Origin of the sequence: Mycobacterium colombiense (assembly GCF_001672755.1) — a bacterium.
Taxonomy (GTDB): Bacteria; Actinomycetota; Actinomycetes; order Mycobacteriales; family Mycobacteriaceae; genus Mycobacterium; species Mycobacterium colombiense_C.
On sequence record NZ_LZKI01000076.1, the window covers coordinates 38,295 to 56,990 of the forward strand.

Below are 18,696 nucleotides of genomic sequence, written 5' to 3' on the forward strand. Positions count from 1 at the left end.
GGCCGCGCGCTCAGACCGCGACTTTGAAGTCGCAGCCCGTCTTGGCGCGAACTTCCTCGACCGTGACGCCGGGCTGCAGCTCGGTGAGCACCAGTCCCTGGCCCGGCTCGACGTCGAAGACGCACAGGTTGGTGATGATCATGTCGACGACGTTCTTGCCGGTCAGCGGCAGCGAGCACTGGCTGAGAACCTTGGGGCTGCCGTCTTTCGCGGTGTGATCCATCAGCACGATCACCCGCTTGACGCCGGACACCAAATCCATTGCGCCGCCTGGCCCTTTGACCATCTTGCCCGGCACCATCCAGTTGGCCAGGTCGCCGTTCTCCGCGACCTCCAGGGCACCCAGGATGGACAGGTCGATGTGGCCGCCGCGGATCATCGCGAAGGAATCGGCGCTGCTGAAGAAGCTGGACCCGGGCAGGCTGGTGATGGTCTGCTTGCCCGCGTTGATCAGATCGGGGTCGACCGTGTCCTCGCTCGGGTAGGCCCCGATGCCGAGCAGGCCGTTCTCCGACTGCAGCGTGACCTTGATGCCGTCGGGAATGAAGTTGGCCACCAACGTCGGAATGCCGATGCCCAGGTTCACGTAGAAGCCGTCGCGCAATTCCCGGGCGGCGCGCTGGGCCATCCGCTCGCGCACGGGGCTGTCGTTCTTCAGGGCGGCGCCGCCGCTCGTGGTGCGGAACTCGATGCGCTTCTCGTAGCCGGTGCCCTCGATGATGCGGTCCACGTAGATTCCCGGGGTGTGGATCAGGTCGGGGTCCAGCTCGCCGACCTCGACCAGCTCCTCCACCTCGGCGACGGTGATTGCGCCGCAGGTCGCGATCATCGGGTTGAAGTTGCGCGCCGTCTTGCGATAGATGAGATTGCCGGCGGTGTCGCCCTTCCACGCCTTGACGATCGCCACATCGGCCCGAATGCTTTCTTCCAGAACGTATTCGGTGCCGTCGAAGACCCTGGTGTCCTTGCCCTCGGCGAGGTTGGTGCCGAACGCCGTGCGGGTGTAGAAGCCCGGGATGCCGGCACCGCCGGCGCGCAGCTTCTCCGCGAGGGTGCCCTGCGGCGTCAGCACCAGGTCCAGCTCGCCGGCCAGCACCTGGCGCTCGAATTCCTTGTTCTCGCCGACGTAGGAGGCGATCACCTTGTTCACCTGCCGGCCCTTGAGCAGCAGCCCCATGCCGAAATCGTCTACGCCGGCGTTGTTTCCGACGATGGTGAGGTCCTTGATGCCGCTGTCGACCAGAGCCTGGATCAGCTTCTCGGGGATGCCGCACAGGCCGAAACCGCCCGCGGCGATGGTGATGCCGTCCTTCAGCAGGCCGTGCAGCGCCGACTCCGCGTCGTGATGGACCTTATTTCTCACAGGGTGCTCCTGTTCTTCGACTCGGCGGAGACGTTACAGGCGGCCTCCATGAGCATCCACCCCGACAGCTGCACCGACAGGTCCCGCTCGGCCACCTCGGACGCCATCACCGCGCCCTCGACGAACTCCGCCTCTCTGCCGCCTGCCGTGGGCAGCTGGGCGTCGCGGTCCCAGAACGGGCCGAACACCGGCAGTCCGTCCACCGTCTGCCGGTTGTCCCAGGCCGACTTCGCGCTGGCCAGCACGATCTGCCGGGCGGTGTCGCGGGCCAGCACGTCGTCGGCCGCCTCCCCCGGCAGCTCGGTGGCCACCAGCGCCAGGTATCGGGCGGTCACCCCGGCGAACAGGCCGCCGTCGCCGCCGCCGGCGCCGGCCAGCACCCCCGCCGGCGCCATGTGTTCGTGCACGGCCGCGACCAGCCGGTGCACCCGGGCGGCGTGGCGCTGTCTGATCTCGACGGCGGTGCGGGCGGCCAGCTCGGTCTCCAGCCCCAGCACCACGCCCTGGCAGTAGGTGTACTGCGCGCGCACCAGCGAGCCGGCCTTGATGCCGTCGAACACCAGGTGCGTCTCCGGGTCGATCAGCGTCTGGTCAATCCAATTGCCCATCTGCTCAGCACGTTTCAGATTTCCCCCGTAGCGCGCGAGGAAGATTCCCGCGGGGCCGTTGGCCGGGGCGTTGAAGAACTGGTCCTGCTTGCGCCACGGGATGCCACCGCCGTCCTCGGGCACCCAGGCCTTGAGGAATTGGGCGGCAAGCTTGGGCAGTGCGCGGCTGCGCTCGACACCGGCGATCCGGGCGGCGCGCTCGAGCGCCAGCGCCAGCCAGGCCATGTCGTCGTAGTAGCTGTTGGTCCACGAGAAGTTGTTGCGCAGCCGGTGCGAGCGCACCTGCCGGTTGATCTCGGTGTGCCGGTGGGGCTGCGGATCGCGCGCCTGGGCGTCGACCAGGCAATCCAGCAGATGCGCCTGCCACCAGTAGTGCCAGGTGCCGAACCAGCGGTCGCGCCGCGTCGCCGGCCAGGCCACCACCCCCAGCTGGGTGGCGGGCAGCCCCCACAGGCGTTTCAGGTGTCGTCGGGTGACAGCGGCTTCGCTGCTGGCCGCGCGGTTGGCCCAGAGCTGATCCATACCTGTCGATCCTGCCCCACACGGATGGCCTCGATGCCTGCGAGTGTGCACTCAGGGTGGCGACACACCGTGCGAGACCGCCGTCGGTGCACGGTCAAAGCCGTGGGCTCACACTCAATCACCAGGCGCGGGTCAGGTCGGCGTGCTGCTCGACCCAGGTGTGCATGGCGATCCCGGCGGCGACACCGGCGTTGATGCTGCGCGTCGAGCCGAACTGCGCGATCGACACCGTCAGCTCCGCGCCCGTGCGGGTGTCGTCGGTGATCCCCGGCCCCTCCTGCCCGAACACCAGCAGGCACTCGCGCGGCAGCGCGGCCTCCTCCAGCCGCGCCGCGCCCGGCACGTTGTCCACCGCGACCACGCTCAGCCCGGCGTCGGCCGCGAAGGCCAGCAGCTCGGCGGCGCTGTCGTGGTGGCACAGCCGCTGATAGCGATCGGTCACCATGGCGCCGCGGCGATTCCACCGTCGCCGCCCCACGATGTGCACGGTGTGCACCGCGAAGGCGTTGGCGGTGCGCACCACCGAACCGATGTTGGCGTCATGGCCGAAGTTCTCGATCGCCACGTGCAGCGGGTGCCGGCGCCGGTCGATGTCGGCGATGATCGCTTCCCGGGACCAGTACCGGTAGGCGTCGACGACGTTGCGAGTGTCGCCCTCGCGCAACAGGACCGGGTCATACCGCGGGTCGTCGGGCGGCTCGCCCGGCCACGGCCCGACGCCGGCGGGCGGGGTCACCGCCCATTCGGTGGGCCCGGGTGGTTCGCTCATCGCTGCGTCCACACACCGGCGTGCGTGCCGTCGATGGCCAGGGTGGCGTAGAGCAGCGCGTCGTTGATCTCGCCCTGCGTGCACAGCGACGCGTTGACGTGCACCGCGTCCAATGAGGCGTCGGGCAGGATCAGCACCGAGGAGCCGTACGTCGCGCAGGCCGGATTCAGTCCCGGTGCGGGCAGGGTCGGCGATGCCAGGAGCATCATCGGGCCGCCGCGCTTGGCGGACTCGTCGCGATAGCGCGCCGCGATGGCCGTCGCCTCCAGCCCCAGCAGCATGTAACCGTTGCCGGTGAACGCCCCCGGGTCGCCCAGCTGCATCTTGGTGACCGGGGTGCCGTCGGCCCGCCATGCCGACAGGCTGGCCGTCTTGACCGCCAGGCCGCCGCTGTCGTTGGCGTTCGTCGGCAGCAGCCCGACCGGAAACGCGACCGGATAGGCCGACGAGCTGTCCGGGATCCGGTCGCGCGGCGAATAGCCGTAGACACCGCGCACCTGGCTTCGATCCTTCAGCGGCCCAAGGCAAACCGTGCCGGTGAGCCGGTCGTGCGGCGCCGAGAGCGGCGAGGGAATGTCACGCACGCCGGTCTTCGCGGTGTCGCAGCTGCCCAGGCCGGCGACCTCCATGGGATGGGCCAGGGCGCCGTACAGCCCGAACCGGACGTCCTCGGGCTTGGCGTGCGGATCCTTGGCCGAGGTGGGGCTCGCGTCGACATCGACCAGCACGTAGTCGCCGTCCCAGCGCAGATTCGACACCGACATGTTCCAGCCGAGCAGGGCCAGCGATTCCCCGAGCCGCGCGCCCTGGGCGCCGTAGGGGCGCACGGGCTGGCCGGAGGACGAGCAGCCGGCCAGACACAGCGCCAGGCAGGCCGCTATCGCAAGGAATGTGCGCACGGTGAAGCCGGCCTAGCTCAGCCCCAGATCGGCGAGGCCCAGCACGCTTCGGTACGGCAACCCCTCGGCCTCGATGGCCTCGGCGGCTCCGGTGGCGCGGTCCACCACGGTGGCCACCCCCACCACTTCGCCGCCGGCCTCCCGGACGGCGCGCACCGCGGTGAGCGCCGAGTTGCCGGTGGTGCTGGTGTCCTCGACGACAAGCACCCGCTTGCCGGAAACCTCGGAGCCTTCGATAAGGCGTTGCAGCCCATGGGTTTTCGCTGACTTGCGCACGACGAAGGCGTCGATCGGGCGGCCCGATGCGTGCATGACGGCGGTGGCCACCGGGTCGGCGCCCAGGGTCAGGCCGCCGACCACGTCGTAGTCCCAGTCGCTGGTCAGTTCGCGCATCAGCGTGCCGATCAACGCCGAGGCGCGATGGTGCAGCGTGGCCCGGCGCAGGTCGACGTAGTAGTCGGCCTCCTTGCCGGAGGACAGCGTGACCCGCCCGTGCACCACCGACAGGCGCGACACCAGCTCCGCCAACTCCTTGAGGTCAGGTCCGGCCACGCCCACTCCCGATTCGTTTGGTGACCGCGCGCATCAGGGTGCGCGGCATCAGGCGCTCGGCGGCGATGATCGCCTTGTACTGCAGGCCGGGAATGCTGATCACCTTGCCGCGGGCGATATCGGCCAGGCTCTGGTTGACCACATCGTCGACCTCGAGCCACATGAACGACGGCGACTTGGCCATGTCTATCCCGGCACGGTCGTGAAATTCGGTGTGCACGTAGCCCGGGCACACGGCGTGCACCGAAACGCCGGTGCCCTGCAGGCCGACGGACAGGCCCTCGCTGAACGAGATCACCCACGCCTTCGACGCCGAGTACGTCGACCCGCGCCCGGGCACCAGCCCGGCGACGCTGGCGATGTTGATGACGGTGCCGGCGCCGGCCTCCAGCATGGCCGGCAGCGCGGCGCGGGTCAGGTGCATGACCGCGGTGACGTTGACGTCGAGCTGGGACTGCAGCAGCGCGGGATCGGCGGACCAGAAGTCGCCGGAGGTGCCGAAGCCGGCGTTGTTCACCAGGACGCGCACTCCCCCGGCCGCGAGCCGGTCGCAGACCCGTTGCCGGCCAGCGGCATCGGCGAGGTCGGCGGGCAGGATCTCGACACTGCCGGAGTGCTCCTGCAGTTCGTCCGACAGCCTGGTCAACCGGCCGACGTCGCGGGCGACCAAGACCACGTCGTAGCCGTCGCCGGCGTAGCGTCGCGCGAACCCGGCGCCGATTCCGGACGTAGGCCCGGTGATCAGGGCTACGGGGCGGGGCATGAGCGACATCCTAATGACGGCGGCACCACCGGGCCCTGAGGTACCCGGGGCCCGCCGTCAGCGCTGATAGTTGCTGGCCTGGTGGCCGTTGCGCCCGGAGGGGGGTGGGCGGCGGATGGTCTCCGAACGCCCATCGGGTCGAGGCTGGTCGCGGCGCAGCGGCTCGGCGGCGCGACGACCGGGCGCAAGATCCGGGCCGAGCAGCCCCGCCACGTCCTGCTGCGCGCGCCGGGGCGGCAGCTCGGCGCGGCCCGCCGGGGCCAGCGGCCGGCTGGGTGAGGCGTTGCGCAGACCCGAGGGCGCGCCGGTCTCCTGTGGGGTCTCTTCGGGCAGCGGCGGCAGCACCCGCAACAGGTCGTTGAACTGGCGCACGGTGCGCAGCCCCTCGTCCCACTCGTTGCGGGTGCTGGTGATCGGCAGGGCGACCAGCGTCCAGTTCTGCTCGTTCCACATGATCTCGGCGCTGTCCGGTGCGGTGTGCGCGAAGGTGACCATGCGGCGGTCGCAGGCCCGCCGGGCGGCGTCCAGATTGGTGGAGTAGACCATCCGCGGCCCGATGGCACCCAACAACCAAATGTCGCTCTCCCGTGGCTCTTTCAGTCCCTTGAGCCGCAGGTCGACGACGACGTTGGTGCCCACCTTGCGGTGCAGCGCGATGACGGTGGCGACCTCTTCCAGGTCGAAGATGTAGACGGCCTCGCCGCGGATCTGACCCAGCACCACGTTCTGGGCGGCGACGTCTCCCACGGTCGACATCACCCCGCGCTTCCAGCGCTTGAGGATGTCGGCCGATTCACTCTCGTAGTCGAACCCGTGCGATCGCGCCCACGACTTACGGCGCCTGCTGCGCCCGCGTCGCCGATCGATGTCGACGTACAGCAGCACCCCCGCGCCGACAAAGCACAGCGCGGAGAGCGTGAACCAGAGGGGGACCATCCAAAACAGGGTATCTGCTATTGGCCCGGAACACAGAAGGCGACCAGGTCACAACCCAATCACAGCTGGCAACAGCTGCGTGTCGCCGGACCGCCGATGGTCCCCCTCCAGCGGTCAGCCCAGGATCAGCGAGTCGCCGTCCGGGCTGACGTTCACCGGAACCGTGTCGCCGTCGTGCACGTCGCCGGCCAGCAACATCTTCGCCAGCTGGTCGCCGATGGCCTGCTGCACCAGGCGGCGCAACGGCCGCGCGCCGTAGACCGGGTCGAACCCGCGCTGCGCCAGCCACTGCTTGGCCGGCAGCGACACCTCCAGCGTGAGGCGGCGCTGGGCCAGCCGCTTCTGCAGCTGAGCCAGCTGGATGTCCACGATCTGCACCAGCTCACCGGGCTCCAGGCCGTGGAAGATGATCACGTCGTCGAGCCGGTTGATGAACTCCGGCTTGAACGCCGAGCGCACCGCGGCCATCACCTGCTCCTCGCTGCCCCCCGATCCCAGGTTGGACGTCAGGATCAGGATCGTGTTGCGGAAGTCGACGGTGCGGCCCTGCCCGTCGGTCAGCCGGCCCTCGTCGAGCACCTGCAGCAGCACGTCGAACACGTCCGGGTGCGCCTTTTCGATCTCGTCGAACAGGATCACCGTGTACGGCCGCCGCCGCACCGCCTCGGTCAGCTGACCGCCCTGGTCGTAGCCGATGTATCCGGGCGGGGCGCCGACCAGCCGGGCCACCGAGTGCTTCTCGCCGTATTCGCTCATGTCGATGCGGACCATCGCGCGTTCGTCGTCGAACAGGAATTCCGCCAGCGCCTTGGCCAGCTCGGTCTTCCCGACGCCGGTCGGCCCGAGGAACATGAACGATCCGGTGGGTCGGTTGGGGTCGGCGACGCCGGCGCGGGAACGCCGCACGGCGTCCGAGACCGCCGTCACCGCCTTGCGCTGGCCGATGACGCGCTGACCCAGCTCGTCTTCCATGCGCAGCAGCTTGGCGGTCTCGCCCTCGAGCATCCGCCCGGCCGGGATTCCGGTCCACGCCGAGACCACCTCGGCGATGTCGTCGGGACCGACCTCCTCCTTGAGCATCACGTTCTCGCGGGCCTCGGCCTGCGGCAGCGCGGCGTCGAGTTTCTTCTCCACCTCGGGGATGCGCCCGTAGCGCAGCTCGGCGGCCTTGGCCAGGTCGCCGTCGCGCTCGGCGCGCTCGGACTCCCCGCGCAGCGTGTCCAGTTGCTCCTTGAGCTCGCGCACGACGTCGATGGCGTTCTTCTCGTTCTGCCAGCGGGTGGTGAGCTCGGACAGCTTCTCCTTCTGGTCGGCCAGCTCGGAGCGCAGCTTTTCGAGGCGCTCCTTGGACGCGTCGTCCTCTTCCTTGGCCAGCGCCATCTCTTCGATCTCGAGGCGGCGCACCAGCCGCTCGACCTCGTCGATCTCGACGGGCCGCGAGTCGATCTCCATCTTCAGCCGGCTGGCGGCCTCGTCGACCAGGTCGATGGCCTTGTCCGGCAGGAAGCGTGCGGTGATGTAGCGGTCGGACAGCGTCGCCGCGGCCACCAGGGCCGAGTCTGTGATGCGCACCCCGTGGTGCACCTCGTAGCGGTCCTTCAGCCCGCGCAGGATGCCGACGGTGTCCTCCACCGACGGCTCACCCACCAGCACCTGCTGGAAGCGGCGCTCCAGCGCGGCGTCCTTCTCGATGTACTTGCGGTACTCGTCGAGCGTGGTGGCGCCGACCAGCCGCAGCTCGCCGCGGGCCAGCATCGGCTTGATCATGTTGCCGGCGTCCATCGCGCCCTCACCGGTCGCGCCGGCCCCGACGATGGTGTGCAACTCGTCGATGAAGGTGATGATCTGTCCGGCGGAGTTCTTGATGTCGTCGAGCACGGCCTTGAGGCGCTCCTCGAACTCGCCGCGGTACTTCGCGCCGGCCACCATCGAGCCCAGGTCCAGGCTGATGACCGTCTTGTCGCGCAGGCTCTCGGGCACGTCGCCCGCCACGATGCGCTGGGCCAGGCCCTCCACGATCGCGGTCTTGCCGACGCCGGGCTCGCCGATCAGCACCGGGTTGTTCTTGGTGCGCCGGGACAGGACCTGCACGACGCGGCGAATCTCGTTGTCCCGCCCGATGACCGGGTCGAGTTTGCCTTCGCGGGCCCGCTCGGTCAGGTCGGTCGAGTACTTCTCCAGCGCCTGATAGGTCGCCTCCGGCTCCGGGCTGGTGACCCGCCCGCTGCCGCGCACCTTGACGAACCCGTCGCGCAACGCCTGGGGCGAGGCGCCGTGGCCGGTCAGCAGCTTGGCGACGTCGGAGTCGCCGGTGGCCAGCCCCACCATCAGATGCTCGGTGGAGACGTACTCGTCGTTCATCTCCGTGGCCAACTGCTGCGCGGTGGTGACGGCGGCCAGCGATTCGCGGGACAGCTGCGGTTGCGAGCTGGCGCCGCTGGCCTGCGGCAGCCGCTCCAGCACCCGCTCGGTCTCGGCGCGAATGGCGGCCGGGTCGACGCCCACGGCCTCGAGCAGCGGCGCGGCGATGCCGTCCGCCTGCGTCAGCAGCGCCATCAGTAGGTGCGCGGGCCGGATCTCGGGGTTACCGGCGGCCGAGGCCGCCTGCAGCGCCGAGGTCAGCGCCGCTTGGGTCTTGGTGGTCGGGTTGAAAGAGTCCACGACGAGCTCCGTTCAGGTACAAAAAGGTTTGCAAAAATGCTTGTCCGCTTGTTCAACGCCGTCAAGGTTGAGTCTGTTCCGCTCAACTCTATCGAGTTTTGGGGGATACCACCGACGGGGTACCCCCGTACCGATGACACAGACGACGCAGCATCCCCACCGGGCCGGCGCCGAGCTCGTCAGAACCCCGCGCCGCGTTCCCCTGACCTTCTTGCTCGCCCTGGCCGCCGGGCTGGCGCTCGCCGGGCTCGTCGCGGTCGGGTTGCACACCGATCTGGCCGGTGGCACTCCCGCGACGACGGTCCCGGAGGCCGGCACACTGCAGGTCAGCGGCTCCGGCATGACGAAGACGATCCCCTGTCACGCCGGCTACCTGTCGGTGAGCGGGCAGAAGAACACCATCACCCTCACCGGGCACTGCACCAGCGTCAGCGTGTCCGGCAGCGGCAACCATGTCGCGGTCGACAGCACCGATGCCGTCAGCGCGTCGGGGACCGGCAACGTCGTTCTCTATCACTGGGGTTCGCCCAAGGTCGACAACGTCGGGACCGCCAACATCGTCCGACAGGGCTGAATCACCGCCGGCCGAGCCTAGAATCGGGGCCCGTGAGCCTGGAGGACGTCGACGCACTACGCGTGCTGCGCGATGCCTTCGCACCAAGCGAACCGGCGTCGGTCGGCGATCCCGGTGAGCTCGTCCACCGCTTCTACACCCATTGGTTCGCCCTCGACGGCTCGGTGCGCGACCTGTTCCCGCCCGAAATGGCCGCCCAGCGGCTCGCTTTCGGCCACGCGCTGCACTGGGTGTACGGCGAGCTGGTCGCGCGCCGCGCCCAGGAGCCGGTGGCGTTCCTCGCCCAGCTCGGCCGCGATCACCGCAAATACGGTGTGCTGCCGCCGCATTACGACACCCTGCGGCGCGCGCTGCTGGCGACGCTGCGTACTCACTTGGGCGCGGCCTGGACCGATGCCGTCGACGAGGCGGCCAGGCAGTCGCTGAACCTGATCACCGGGGTGATGAGCGGCGCCGCGGACGCCGAAGAAGGGCCCGCCTGGTGGGACGGCACCGTCATCGAGCACCTCCGGGTGTCGCGGGATCTGGTGGTGGTCCGGCTGCAGCTCGATCAGCCGATGGACTACCACCCCGGCCAGTACGTCAACGTCCACGTACCCCAATGCCCGCACCGCTGGCGCTATTTGAGCCCCGCGATTCCGCCCGACCCCGGCGGCGGCATCGAGTTCCACGTCCGCCTGGTTCCCGGCGGCCTGGTCAGCCCCGCGATCGTCAACGAAACCCGCACCGGCGACCGGTGGCGGCTGTCCAGCCCGCACGGCGGCCTGCGGGTCGACCGCGAGGGCGGCGACGTGCTGATGGTCGCCGGCAGCACCGGCCTCGCGCCGCTGCGGGCGCTGATCATGGACCTGGCGCGGTTCGCGGTGAACCCGCGGATACATCTCTTCTTCGGCGCCCGCTACCGGTGCGAACTCTACGATCTGCCGACCCTGTGGCAGGTCGCCTCCCACAATCCATGGCTGTCCGTCTCGCCCGTCTCGGAATACAACAGCGACCCCTCTTGGGCCGCAGACTATCCCGACGTCACCCCGCCGCGGGGCCTGCACGTGCACCAGATCGGGCGCCTGCCCGACGTGGTGACCAAGTACGGCGGCTGGGGCGATCGGCAGATCCTGGTCTGCGGCGGTCCGGCGATGGTCAGCGCCACCAAGGCCGCCCTGATCGCCAAAGGGGCTCCGCCCGAACACATTCAGCATGACCCGCTATGGAGGTAGCCATGCACGTCGTCACCCTGCACGATCCCTCGTCGCCGGTGATCGCGCAGTTCGTCCCCGAGGCGGGAATGATCGGCACGTCGCTGCGCGACGCCGGTGTCGAGCTGCTGGGCCAGCGCCGCGGCCTGGACGCGTACATCTCGGACGGCAAGACGATGGGCATCCCGATTCTGTATCCGTGGGCGAATCGATTGGGCGAGAACACCTATACCGCGCAGGACGTCACCGTGACCCTGATGCCGGGAGAAAACGGTGTGCGCGCCGACCCCAACGGGCTGCCCATCCACGGCGTCCTGGCCGCCTACCCCGGGTGGCGGGTGACGGCCGAGAAGGCCAACGAGCTGACCGCCGAACTGGATTTCGGAGCCGATCCCCGATTGCTGGCCGGCTTCCCGTATGCGCATGTGCTGACGGTGACGGCCGAGCTGGCCGACCGGAGGCTGACGGTCCGGACCACGGTCACCGCGATCGGCGACCGGGCGGTGCCGCTGTGCTTCGGGTTCCATCCCTATCTGCAGCTGCCCGATGCGCCACGGGCCGACTGGATCATCGAGACGCCGCCGTTGCGGCATCTGAGCCTCGACGACAAGGGGCTGCCGACGGGCGATTCCGAGCCGCAGCCGGCGCGCGAAAAGGCGTTGCGCGACCAGGCTTTCGACGACGCCTACGACCAGGTGGCCGAGGGGTCGGTGTTCGCGGTGTCCGGCGGCGGGCGCCGCATCGAGGTGCACTTCGAACACGGCTATCCGGCGGCGCAGATCTTCGCGCCGCCGGTCGACGACCCCGCGAAGGCCATCGTGTGCTTCGAGCCCATGACCGCACCGACCGATGCGCTGCGCCGGGGCGGCTACCGCTGCGCGCGGCCGGGCGAGCCGGCCGTCACGCAGTTTTCGATCCGGGTGTGATCACACTGACCACTTGTATCCCTGCAGTCGCTGCCTGGTGGTCACCAGGTGAATGCGAAAAGCGCTAGCACATGCGCTAGCTTTTTCGGCGAACTTTGTATGTCTTCGGAGACCGGAACCCTTGGGGCGAAAGTGAATCCGAGCGAGAATCAGCGTCCCCGGCGGGGCTGCCACACCACCAGCGCGGTGCTCTTGGGCACCACCGCCACATCGCGGCGCTGGCTGGCCCGGGTCTGCGCCAGCTCCTCGGTCAACTCCTTGACCCGGGCCTGCAGCGCCTCGACCTGATTGGTCAACTCGATGATGCGCTTGATGCCGGCGAGGTTGACACCCTCGTCCTGCGAGAGCCGTTGCACCTCCCGCAGCAGGTCGACGTCGTGCTCCGAATAACGCCGTCCCCCACCGGAAGTCCGGCGGGGGCTGACCAGGCCGAGGCGGTCGTAGGTGCGCAGCGTCTGGGCGTGCATGCCGGCCAGCTCGGCGGCCACCGAGATCAGGAAGGTCCGGGCATCCTCTTTGCGGTTCTTGGCCATCAGCGATTACCCGCCCATCCCGCCCGCGGGTCGAAGCCGCTGGAACGCTCGGCGGCGGCGTACGCCTCCAGCGCCTCCTGGGCCGCGCCCTCCAAATTGGGTGGCACGGCGACCTTTACGGTCACCAGCAGGTCACCGTTGCCGCCGCTGCGCTTGGGCACGCCACGCCCGCGCACCCGCAGGATGCGGCCGTCGGCGGTGCCCTTGGGCACCCGGACGCCGACCTTGCCGTCCAGCGTGGGCACCGAAATGGTTGAGCCCAAAGCCAACTCGGTGAAGCTGACGGGAACCGTCACCGTGAGGTCGTCGCCGTCGCGTCCGAACACGTTGTCCGGGCGCACATGCACCGTGACGTACAGGTCACCCGACGGCGCCCCGCGCAACCCCGCCTCGCCCTGGCCGGGCAGCCGGATGCGCTGTCCGTCCTCGACGCCCGGTGGGATCCGCACGTTGATGGTGCGGGTGCGGGTGGTGACGCCGGTGCCCTTGCACTCGTCGCAGGGGTGCTCGATGATCGAGCCGCTGCCCCGGCAATCGGTGCACGGTTCGGAGAAGCCGAACGCGCCCTGGTTGCGGTTGATCACGCCGGAACCGTTGCAGGTGGGACACACCTTTGGGCTGGTGCCCGGCCGCGCGCCACTGCCATGGCAGTTGGTGCACGGCGCCGGGCTGGTCAGCCGCAGCGGCATCGCCACGCCCTTGGCGGCCTCGACGAAATCCAGCTGGGTTTCGGTCTCGAGGTCGTTGCCGCGGCGCGGCCGGCTGGGCCGGGCGCCTGAACCGCGCCCGAACAAGCCGCCGAACAGGTCACCGATGTTGGTGCCGCCGCTTCGGCCGGCGGCATCGAACAAATCGTTGAGGTTGAACTCAGCGCCGTCACCGCCGACGTTGAAGCCCCCGAACCCGCCGCTGTCGAACCGGCGCCCGCCAAAACCACCGCCGGCGAACAGCCTTCGGGTTTCGTCGTATTCCTTGCGCTTGGCCGGATCCGACAAGACGTTGTGCGCCTCGGAGACCGCTTTGAAACGTTCGCCGGCGGCGGGGTTGTCGGGGTTGGCGTCCGGGTGCAGATCGCGCGCCAACTTGCGGTAGGCGCGTTTGATCTCTTCGGGACTGGCGTCAGAGGAGACGCCCAGCTCCTTATAGAAGTCCTTTTCGACCCATTCACGCTGGGCCATGTCGCGTCACCCCCTCACCACTTCCTTCTGGTCTCTCTTCCAATGTGCTGATTGTGTGGGCTAGTCACCGGGTGTGCCGGCGTTATCGTCCGATTCGGCCGGCTCGGTTTCCCCGGCCGCCGCGGCGGACTCACCGTCGACTGTCGCCGCGTCGCCGTCGTCGTCGACCGTGTCGACGACGCCGACCAGAGCGTGGCGCAGCACCTGCTCACCCAGTTTGTAGCCCTGTCGCATGACGGTGCCGATCACCGGTCGGGAGCCATCGCCTTCGTGCTGAACGGCTTCGTGCAGCACCGGGTCGAAGTCCTCGCCTTCCTCGCCGAACGCCGTCAGGCCGAGGCCGGTCAGCGCGGTCTCCAGCTTGTCGGCGACCGACTTCAGCGGTCCGGATTCCAGATCACCGTGCTTGCGTGCCCGGTCGAGATCGTCGAGCACGCCCAGCAATTGGTTGACGACGGCGGCCTTCGCCCGGTCCGCCGCGGCCTGCTGGTCGCGGAGCGCCCGCTTGCGGTAGTTGGCGAAGTCGGCCTGCACCCGTTGCAGATCGGCGGTGAGCTCGGCGACTTTGCCCTCGGGTTGGGCCGCCGTCTCGCCGGCCGGCGCCCCTCCCGGCGTATCGCCGGGAGGGGGGACCTGCCGTACTTCACCGGTCTCAGGATCGATTCGCCGCTTGTCGGTGACCGTCACCTGTTCCTGTGGGTTGCTTTCCGTCACTTGGACTCCCGGTCATCGTCGACCACCTCCGCGTCCACGACGTCGTCAGCGGACCCAGCCGGGCCGCCGGCCGCGCCGCCACCGGCCTGCTCACCGGCAGCCTGGGTGGCCTCGTAGATCGCCTGTCCGAGCGCCTGGGACTCCTGGCCCAGCTTCTCCATCGCCGCCTTGATGGCGGTGATGTCGGTGCCGCCCAGGGCCGTCTTGGCCTCGGCGATCGCGGCGTCGACCTTGGACAGCGTGTCCTCGGGGACCTTCGAGCCGCCCTCGGCCTCGCGCTGATCCTTGACGAACTTCTCCGTCTGGTAGACCAGCGATTCGGCCTGGTTGCGGACGTCGGCCTCTTCACGACGCTGACGGTCCTCCTCGGCGTGCGCCTCGGCGTCCTTGATCATCCGGTCGATCTCCTCCTTGGACAGGCCGGAGCCCTCCTGGATTTTGATCGTGTTCTCCTTGCCGGTGCCCTTGTCCTTGGCCGTGACGTGCACGATGCCGTTGGCGTCGATGTCGAACGTGACCTCGATCTGCGGGACGCCGCGCGGAGCCGGCGGGATGCCGGTCAGCTCGAAGGAGCCGAGCAGCTTGTTGTGCGAAGCGATTTCGCGCTCACCCTGGAACACCTGGATCTGTACCGACGGCTGGTTGTCGTCGGCCGTGGTGAAGGTCTCCGACCGCTTGGTGGGGATGGTGGTGTTGCGCTCGATGAGCTTGGTCATCACGCCACCCTTGGTCTCGATACCCAGGCTCAGCGGCGTAACGTCAAGCAGCAGAACGTCTTTCACCTCGCCCTTCAACACTCCAGCCTGAAGAGCCGCTCCGACCGCTACGACTTCATCGGGGTTGACGCCCTTGTTGGGCTCCTTGCCACCGGTCATCTCCTTGACCAGTTCCGACACCGCGGGCATGCGGGTGGAACCACCCACCAGAACCACGTGGTCGATTTCGGAGACCGAGATACCGGCGTCCTTGATCACGGACTGGAAGGGCTTGCGGGTGCGGTCCAGCAGATCCTGTGTGATGCGCTGGAATTCGGCGCGGGTCAGCTGCTCGTCGAGGAACAGCGGGTTCTTGTCCGCGTCGACGGTGATGTAGGGCAGGTTGATCGAGGTGCTCTGCGAACTCGAGAGCTCGATCTTGGCCTTCTCGGCGGCCTCACGCAGCCGCTGCATCGCCATCTTGTCCTTGGTCAGGTCAATTCCGCTGGTGCCCTTGAACTTATCGACCAGCCACTCGACAACGCGGTCATCCCAGTCGTCCCCACCGAGGTGGTTGTCGCCACTGGTGGCGCGGACCTCGACCACACCCTCGCCGATCTCGAGCAGCGACACGTCGAACGTACCGCCACCGAGGTCGAAGACCAGGATGGTCTGTTCCTTCTCGCCCTTGTCCAGGCCGTACGCCAGCGCGGCCGCGGTCGGCTCGTTGACGATGCGCAGCACGTTCAGCCCGGCGATCTGCCCGGCTTCCTTGGTCGCCTGGCGCTGGGCGTCGTTGAAGTACGCCGGCACGGTGACGACCGCGTCGGTGACGTCCTCACCCAGATACGCCTCGGCGTCGCGCTTCAGCTTCATCAGCACGCGGGCGCTGATCTCCTGAGCGGTGTATTTCTTGTCGTCGATCTCGATGGACCAGTCGCTGCCCATGTGCCGCTTGACCGAACGGATGGTGCGGTCGACGTTGGTGACCGCCTGGTTCTTGGCGGGCTGGCCGACGAGCACCTCGCCGTTGCGCGCGAACGCGACGATGGACGGCGTGGTCCGCGAACCCTCGGAGTTGGCGACGACGACCGGGTCACCGCCCTCGAGGACTGCGACGACGGAGTTGGTGGTCCCGAGGTCGATACCGACCGCACGAGCCATAGTGATTCCTCCTGAATGTGTAGAGCTTGTTTGGTGCCACTATGCTGAGTGAACCAGGCTCAAGCCTGCCCCTAGGGCCGGTGGGCTGTCAACCCAGTATTGAGTGTGGTTCGCTCAACTTGTCGATCATGTTAACGGCGGTTGGTCCCGCCTTGTTCCCGGGGGTGGCTAAATACTCGGGCCTCGCCGGCAACTTCCTCGATCAGCGCGAGCAGCGCCCGGGTGGCCGCGCTGGCCTGCCGGGTCGCCGAGGTCGCGACGTAAAGCCGCCACTGCAGGTCAGGACCGGTGATCCGGACGCTGACCAGGCCCGAGCTGTCGATGCCCTCCAGGATGGACCAGCTCAGAAAACCGATCCCCAGCCCCTTGCGAATGCAGGTCGCCGCGGTGCCGATGTCGGCGACCTCCACCGCGACGGTCCGCTCGACACCCGCGGCCGCAAACGCGTTGTCGACCACGGCGCGGTTGCCGTATCCCGGCGGCCCGTCGACGAAGGACATGCCCGCCAGGTCGGCCAGCGAAACCGCCTTGCGCCGGGCCAGTGGGTGTTCGGCGGGCACGACCAGCAGCAGGGGCACCGAGGCGACGAGCCGGACGCGCAGGTCAGCCGGCGGCGGACCGGTGAAGACCAGGAAGGCGACGTCGAGGTCGCCGTCGCGCAGCTGATCGGCCAGGCCGGCCGACCCGGCGCTGGCCGCGCGCAGGTGAACCACGACGTCGGGATGGCGGGCGTGCAGCTCGGCGAGCACGGTCGGCACGTCGATGACGCTGACCGACGTCAGCGTCCCGACCGTGACGGTGCCGCGCACGGTGCCCCGGGCGGCACCGACCGCGTCCTTGGCCGCGCCGACGGCGTCGAGGGTGGCCCGGGCGTGGGGTCGCAGCGCCTCGCCGGCGGGGCTCAGTGCCACGCCGGCCGCACCCCGGACGAACAGCTCGGCGCCCAGTTCGCGTTCGAGCGCCTTGATGGTGGCCGACACCCCGGACTGCACGACATGTAGGCGCTTGGCCGCCGCCGTGAAGCTTCGGCTGTCCGCGACGGCCAGAAAGTACTCGAGATGGCGAAGCTCCACACCCGCGATTATCACCGGAGATGATGGCAACCATCAGAAGATATCGTTGGTGCTGATCACACCGCCGGGCATACCGTGACAATGCCCATGGACCAGCACGCCCCCACCGAGATCAGCACCCGCTGGTCGTCGGCGTCCGCCGACGACAGATTCGTCGTGGAAGACCCCGCCACCGGCCAGGTCGTCACCGTCGTGCAAGGAGCCGGTACCGAGCAGGTCGACCAGGCCGTGCGGGCGGCGCACGCCGCCCACCTGGCCTGGAAGCAGCGCCCGGCCCGCGAACGCGGCCGCTACCTGCGGCGGATCGCCGACGTCATTCGCGCGCACGCCGACGAGATCGCCGCCCTCGAGTCGCGGGAGATGGGCAAGCCGATCAGCCAGGCGCGCGGCTTCGACGTCGAAGCCGCGATCGGAATCTTCGAATACTTCGCCGGCATGGTCGAGGTGCTGCCGAGCCAGGCGCGCGACTACGGCCCGGTTTTCGACGTGACCACGCTCGAGCCCTACGGCGTGATCGCCGGCATCGTGCCGTTCAACTGGCCACCGATCCACACCGCCGGAAAGGTCGCGCCCGCACTGGCCGTCGGCAACGCCGTCGTGCTGAAACCCCCGGAGCAGACGCCCTCGGTGGTGCTGCGCATGGTCGAACTGATCCAGTCGGTGCTGCCCGATCCGGTGGTGCACGCCGTGCCGGGCGGCGGTGAGGTGGGCGCCGCGCTGGCCGAGCACCAACTGGTGGGCAAGATCTCCTTCACCGGATCGCCACTCACCGGTTCGGCCGTGCTGCGCACCGCCGCCGGCAACCTCACGCCGGCGCTCATGGAGTTGGGCGGCAAGAACCCACTGCTGGTGTTCGGCGACGCCGACCTGCACGCGGCCCTGCTGGCCGCCATCGACGGCGGCTTCTTCAACCAGGGCGAGGCGTGCACCGCGGCGTCACGAATCCTGGTGCAGGACAACATCTATGCGGAGTTCGAAGCGAAGCTGTGCGCCGCGGTGCGCCGGCTGCGGGTGGGCGACGGCGCCGACCCCGCCACCGACGTGGGCCCGCTGGTCACCCGGGCACAGCAGAAGCAGGTCCTGGAGTACCTCGGCATCGGCGTGGGCGAAGGCGCCCGCATCGCCGCCCAGGCGCCGCTGCCGCAGGATCCCCGGCTCGCCGACGGCTTCTACGTCGCACCGACCGTGCTGACCGGCGTCACACCGGGCATGCGGGTGGCCCAGGAGGAGATCTTCGGCCCGGTGGTCGCCGTGATCCGGTTCGGCGACGAGGCCGAGGCGGTGCGCATCGCCAACGGCACGCCCTACGGGCTGGTCGCCGCCGTGTTCACCGCCGACGGCGACCGGGCGCTGCGGGTGAGCCGGCAGATCCGCGCCGGGGCCGTCTTCGTCAACAACTACGCCCGGGTGGCGATCGGCAGCGGATTCGGCGGCGTCGGCCACAGCGGGTTCGGCCGCGAGCACGCCCAGGAGACGCTGGCCGAATACGGCTACACCAAAACCATCCGCCTGGCCGCCAACCACGACGAGCTGCCGTGCTGGAACGCAGCCACCCGAGTCCTCGAAGGGTAGA

Annotated in this window: 17 protein-coding genes; 4 read left to right on the forward strand and 13 right to left on the reverse strand. The window is 69.1% G+C overall.

Annotated elements, in window-relative coordinates; all coding sequences use genetic code 11:
• Positions 1 to 10: 10 nt before the first annotated feature.
• The 8 genes from A5708_RS27795 to clpB all read right to left on the reverse strand — a co-directional run bounded on the left by A5708_RS27795 (position 11) and on the right by clpB (position 9,073).
• The gene (locus A5708_RS27795) at positions 11 to 1,363 is read right to left on the reverse strand and encodes a 3-oxoacid CoA-transferase (protein WP_065028812.1); all 1,353 of its coding nucleotides are present in this window, start codon (positions 1,361 to 1,363) and stop codon (positions 11 to 13) included.
• The gene (locus A5708_RS11845) at positions 1,360 to 2,493 is read right to left on the reverse strand and encodes a glycoside hydrolase family 76 protein (RefSeq protein WP_065028813.1); all 1,134 of its coding nucleotides are present in this window, start codon (positions 2,491 to 2,493) and stop codon (positions 1,360 to 1,362) included. The genes A5708_RS27795 and A5708_RS11845 overlap by 4 nt, the downstream gene beginning before the upstream one ends.
• A gap of 118 nt (positions 2,494 to 2,611) precedes the next feature.
• Positions 2,612 to 3,262 (reverse strand): TrmH family RNA methyltransferase, encoded by a 651-nt coding sequence (locus tag A5708_RS11850; protein ID WP_065028814.1) that lies wholly within the window; start codon positions 3,260 to 3,262, stop codon positions 2,612 to 2,614.
• Positions 3,259 to 4,161, reverse strand: coding sequence for a hypothetical protein (locus tag A5708_RS11855; RefSeq protein ID WP_065028815.1), 903 nt, complete (start codon positions 4,159 to 4,161; stop codon positions 3,259 to 3,261). The genes A5708_RS11850 and A5708_RS11855 overlap by 4 nt, the downstream gene beginning before the upstream one ends.
• 12 nt (positions 4,162 to 4,173) lie before the next feature.
• Positions 4,174 to 4,713, reverse strand: a complete 540-nt coding sequence (gene pyrE / locus A5708_RS11860; RefSeq protein WP_065028846.1) for an orotate phosphoribosyltransferase — start codon at positions 4,711 to 4,713, stop codon at positions 4,174 to 4,176.
• Positions 4,700 to 5,476, reverse strand: coding sequence for an SDR family NAD(P)-dependent oxidoreductase (locus tag A5708_RS11865; protein WP_065028816.1), 777 nt, complete (start codon positions 5,474 to 5,476; stop codon positions 4,700 to 4,702). The genes pyrE and A5708_RS11865 overlap by 14 nt, the downstream gene beginning before the upstream one ends.
• Positions 5,477 to 5,533: 57 nt before the next feature.
• Positions 5,534 to 6,412 carry a trehalose monomycolate transport factor TtfA gene (gene ttfA, locus A5708_RS11870; protein ID WP_065028817.1) on the reverse strand — a complete coding sequence of 293 codons (879 nt, stop codon included), beginning with the start codon at positions 6,410 to 6,412 and terminating at the stop codon, positions 5,534 to 5,536.
• A 114-nt stretch (positions 6,413 to 6,526) separates the two neighbouring features.
• On the reverse strand, positions 6,527 to 9,073 hold the full coding sequence (gene clpB / locus A5708_RS11875) for an ATP-dependent chaperone ClpB (RefSeq protein WP_065028818.1): 2,547 nt from the start codon (positions 9,071 to 9,073) through the stop codon (positions 6,527 to 6,529).
• A gap of 133 nt (positions 9,074 to 9,206) precedes the next feature.
• Here clpB and A5708_RS11880 point away from each other — a divergent pair, with 133 nt between their 5' ends.
• The 3 genes from A5708_RS11880 to A5708_RS11890 are packed head-to-tail and all read left to right on the forward strand — an operon-like array spanning position 9,207 to position 11,766.
• Positions 9,207 to 9,647, forward strand: coding sequence for a DUF3060 domain-containing protein (locus A5708_RS11880; protein ID WP_065028819.1), 441 nt, complete (start codon positions 9,207 to 9,209; stop codon positions 9,645 to 9,647).
• Positions 9,648 to 9,679: 32 nt separating this feature from the next.
• Complete coding sequence (locus tag A5708_RS11885; protein ID WP_065028820.1) at positions 9,680 to 10,861, forward strand: FAD-binding oxidoreductase; 1,182 nt, start codon at positions 9,680 to 9,682, stop codon at positions 10,859 to 10,861.
• Positions 10,862 to 10,863: 2 nt separating this feature from the next.
• Positions 10,864 to 11,766: an aldose 1-epimerase gene (locus A5708_RS11890; protein WP_065028821.1), complete on the forward strand. Its 903-nt coding sequence runs from the start codon at positions 10,864 to 10,866 to the stop codon at positions 11,764 to 11,766.
• 149 nt (positions 11,767 to 11,915) lie between these two features.
• Here the strand turns inward: A5708_RS11890 and A5708_RS11895 are convergent, their stop codons facing one another.
• The 5 genes from A5708_RS11895 to A5708_RS11915 all read right to left on the reverse strand — a co-directional run bounded on the left by A5708_RS11895 (position 11,916) and on the right by A5708_RS11915 (position 17,123).
• On the reverse strand, positions 11,916 to 12,299 hold the full coding sequence (locus A5708_RS11895) for a heat shock protein transcriptional repressor HspR (RefSeq protein WP_065028822.1): 384 nt from the start codon (positions 12,297 to 12,299) through the stop codon (positions 11,916 to 11,918).
• Positions 12,299 to 13,477, reverse strand: coding sequence for a molecular chaperone DnaJ (gene dnaJ, locus A5708_RS11900; protein WP_065028823.1), 1,179 nt, complete (start codon positions 13,475 to 13,477; stop codon positions 12,299 to 12,301). Before dnaJ ends, A5708_RS11895 begins: the two co-directional genes overlap by 1 nt.
• A gap of 60 nt (positions 13,478 to 13,537) precedes the next feature.
• Positions 13,538 to 14,191: a nucleotide exchange factor GrpE gene (gene grpE / locus A5708_RS11905; RefSeq protein WP_065028824.1), complete on the reverse strand. Its 654-nt coding sequence runs from the start codon at positions 14,189 to 14,191 to the stop codon at positions 13,538 to 13,540.
• A complete protein-coding gene (gene dnaK / locus A5708_RS11910; protein WP_065028825.1) occupies positions 14,188 to 16,050 on the reverse strand; it encodes a molecular chaperone DnaK in 1,863 nt (620 codons plus the stop codon). The genes grpE and dnaK overlap by 4 nt, the downstream gene beginning before the upstream one ends.
• 131 nt (positions 16,051 to 16,181) lie before the next feature.
• A complete protein-coding gene (locus tag A5708_RS11915) occupies positions 16,182 to 17,123 on the reverse strand; it encodes a LysR family transcriptional regulator (protein ID WP_065028826.1) in 942 nt (313 codons plus the stop codon).
• 87 nt (positions 17,124 to 17,210) lie between these two features.
• On the opposite strand from A5708_RS11915, the gene A5708_RS11920 reads away from it, so the two are divergent.
• Positions 17,211 to 18,695 (forward strand): aldehyde dehydrogenase family protein, encoded by a 1,485-nt coding sequence (locus A5708_RS11920; RefSeq protein WP_065028827.1) that lies wholly within the window; start codon positions 17,211 to 17,213, stop codon positions 18,693 to 18,695.
• Position 18,696: the final 1 nt, after the last annotated feature.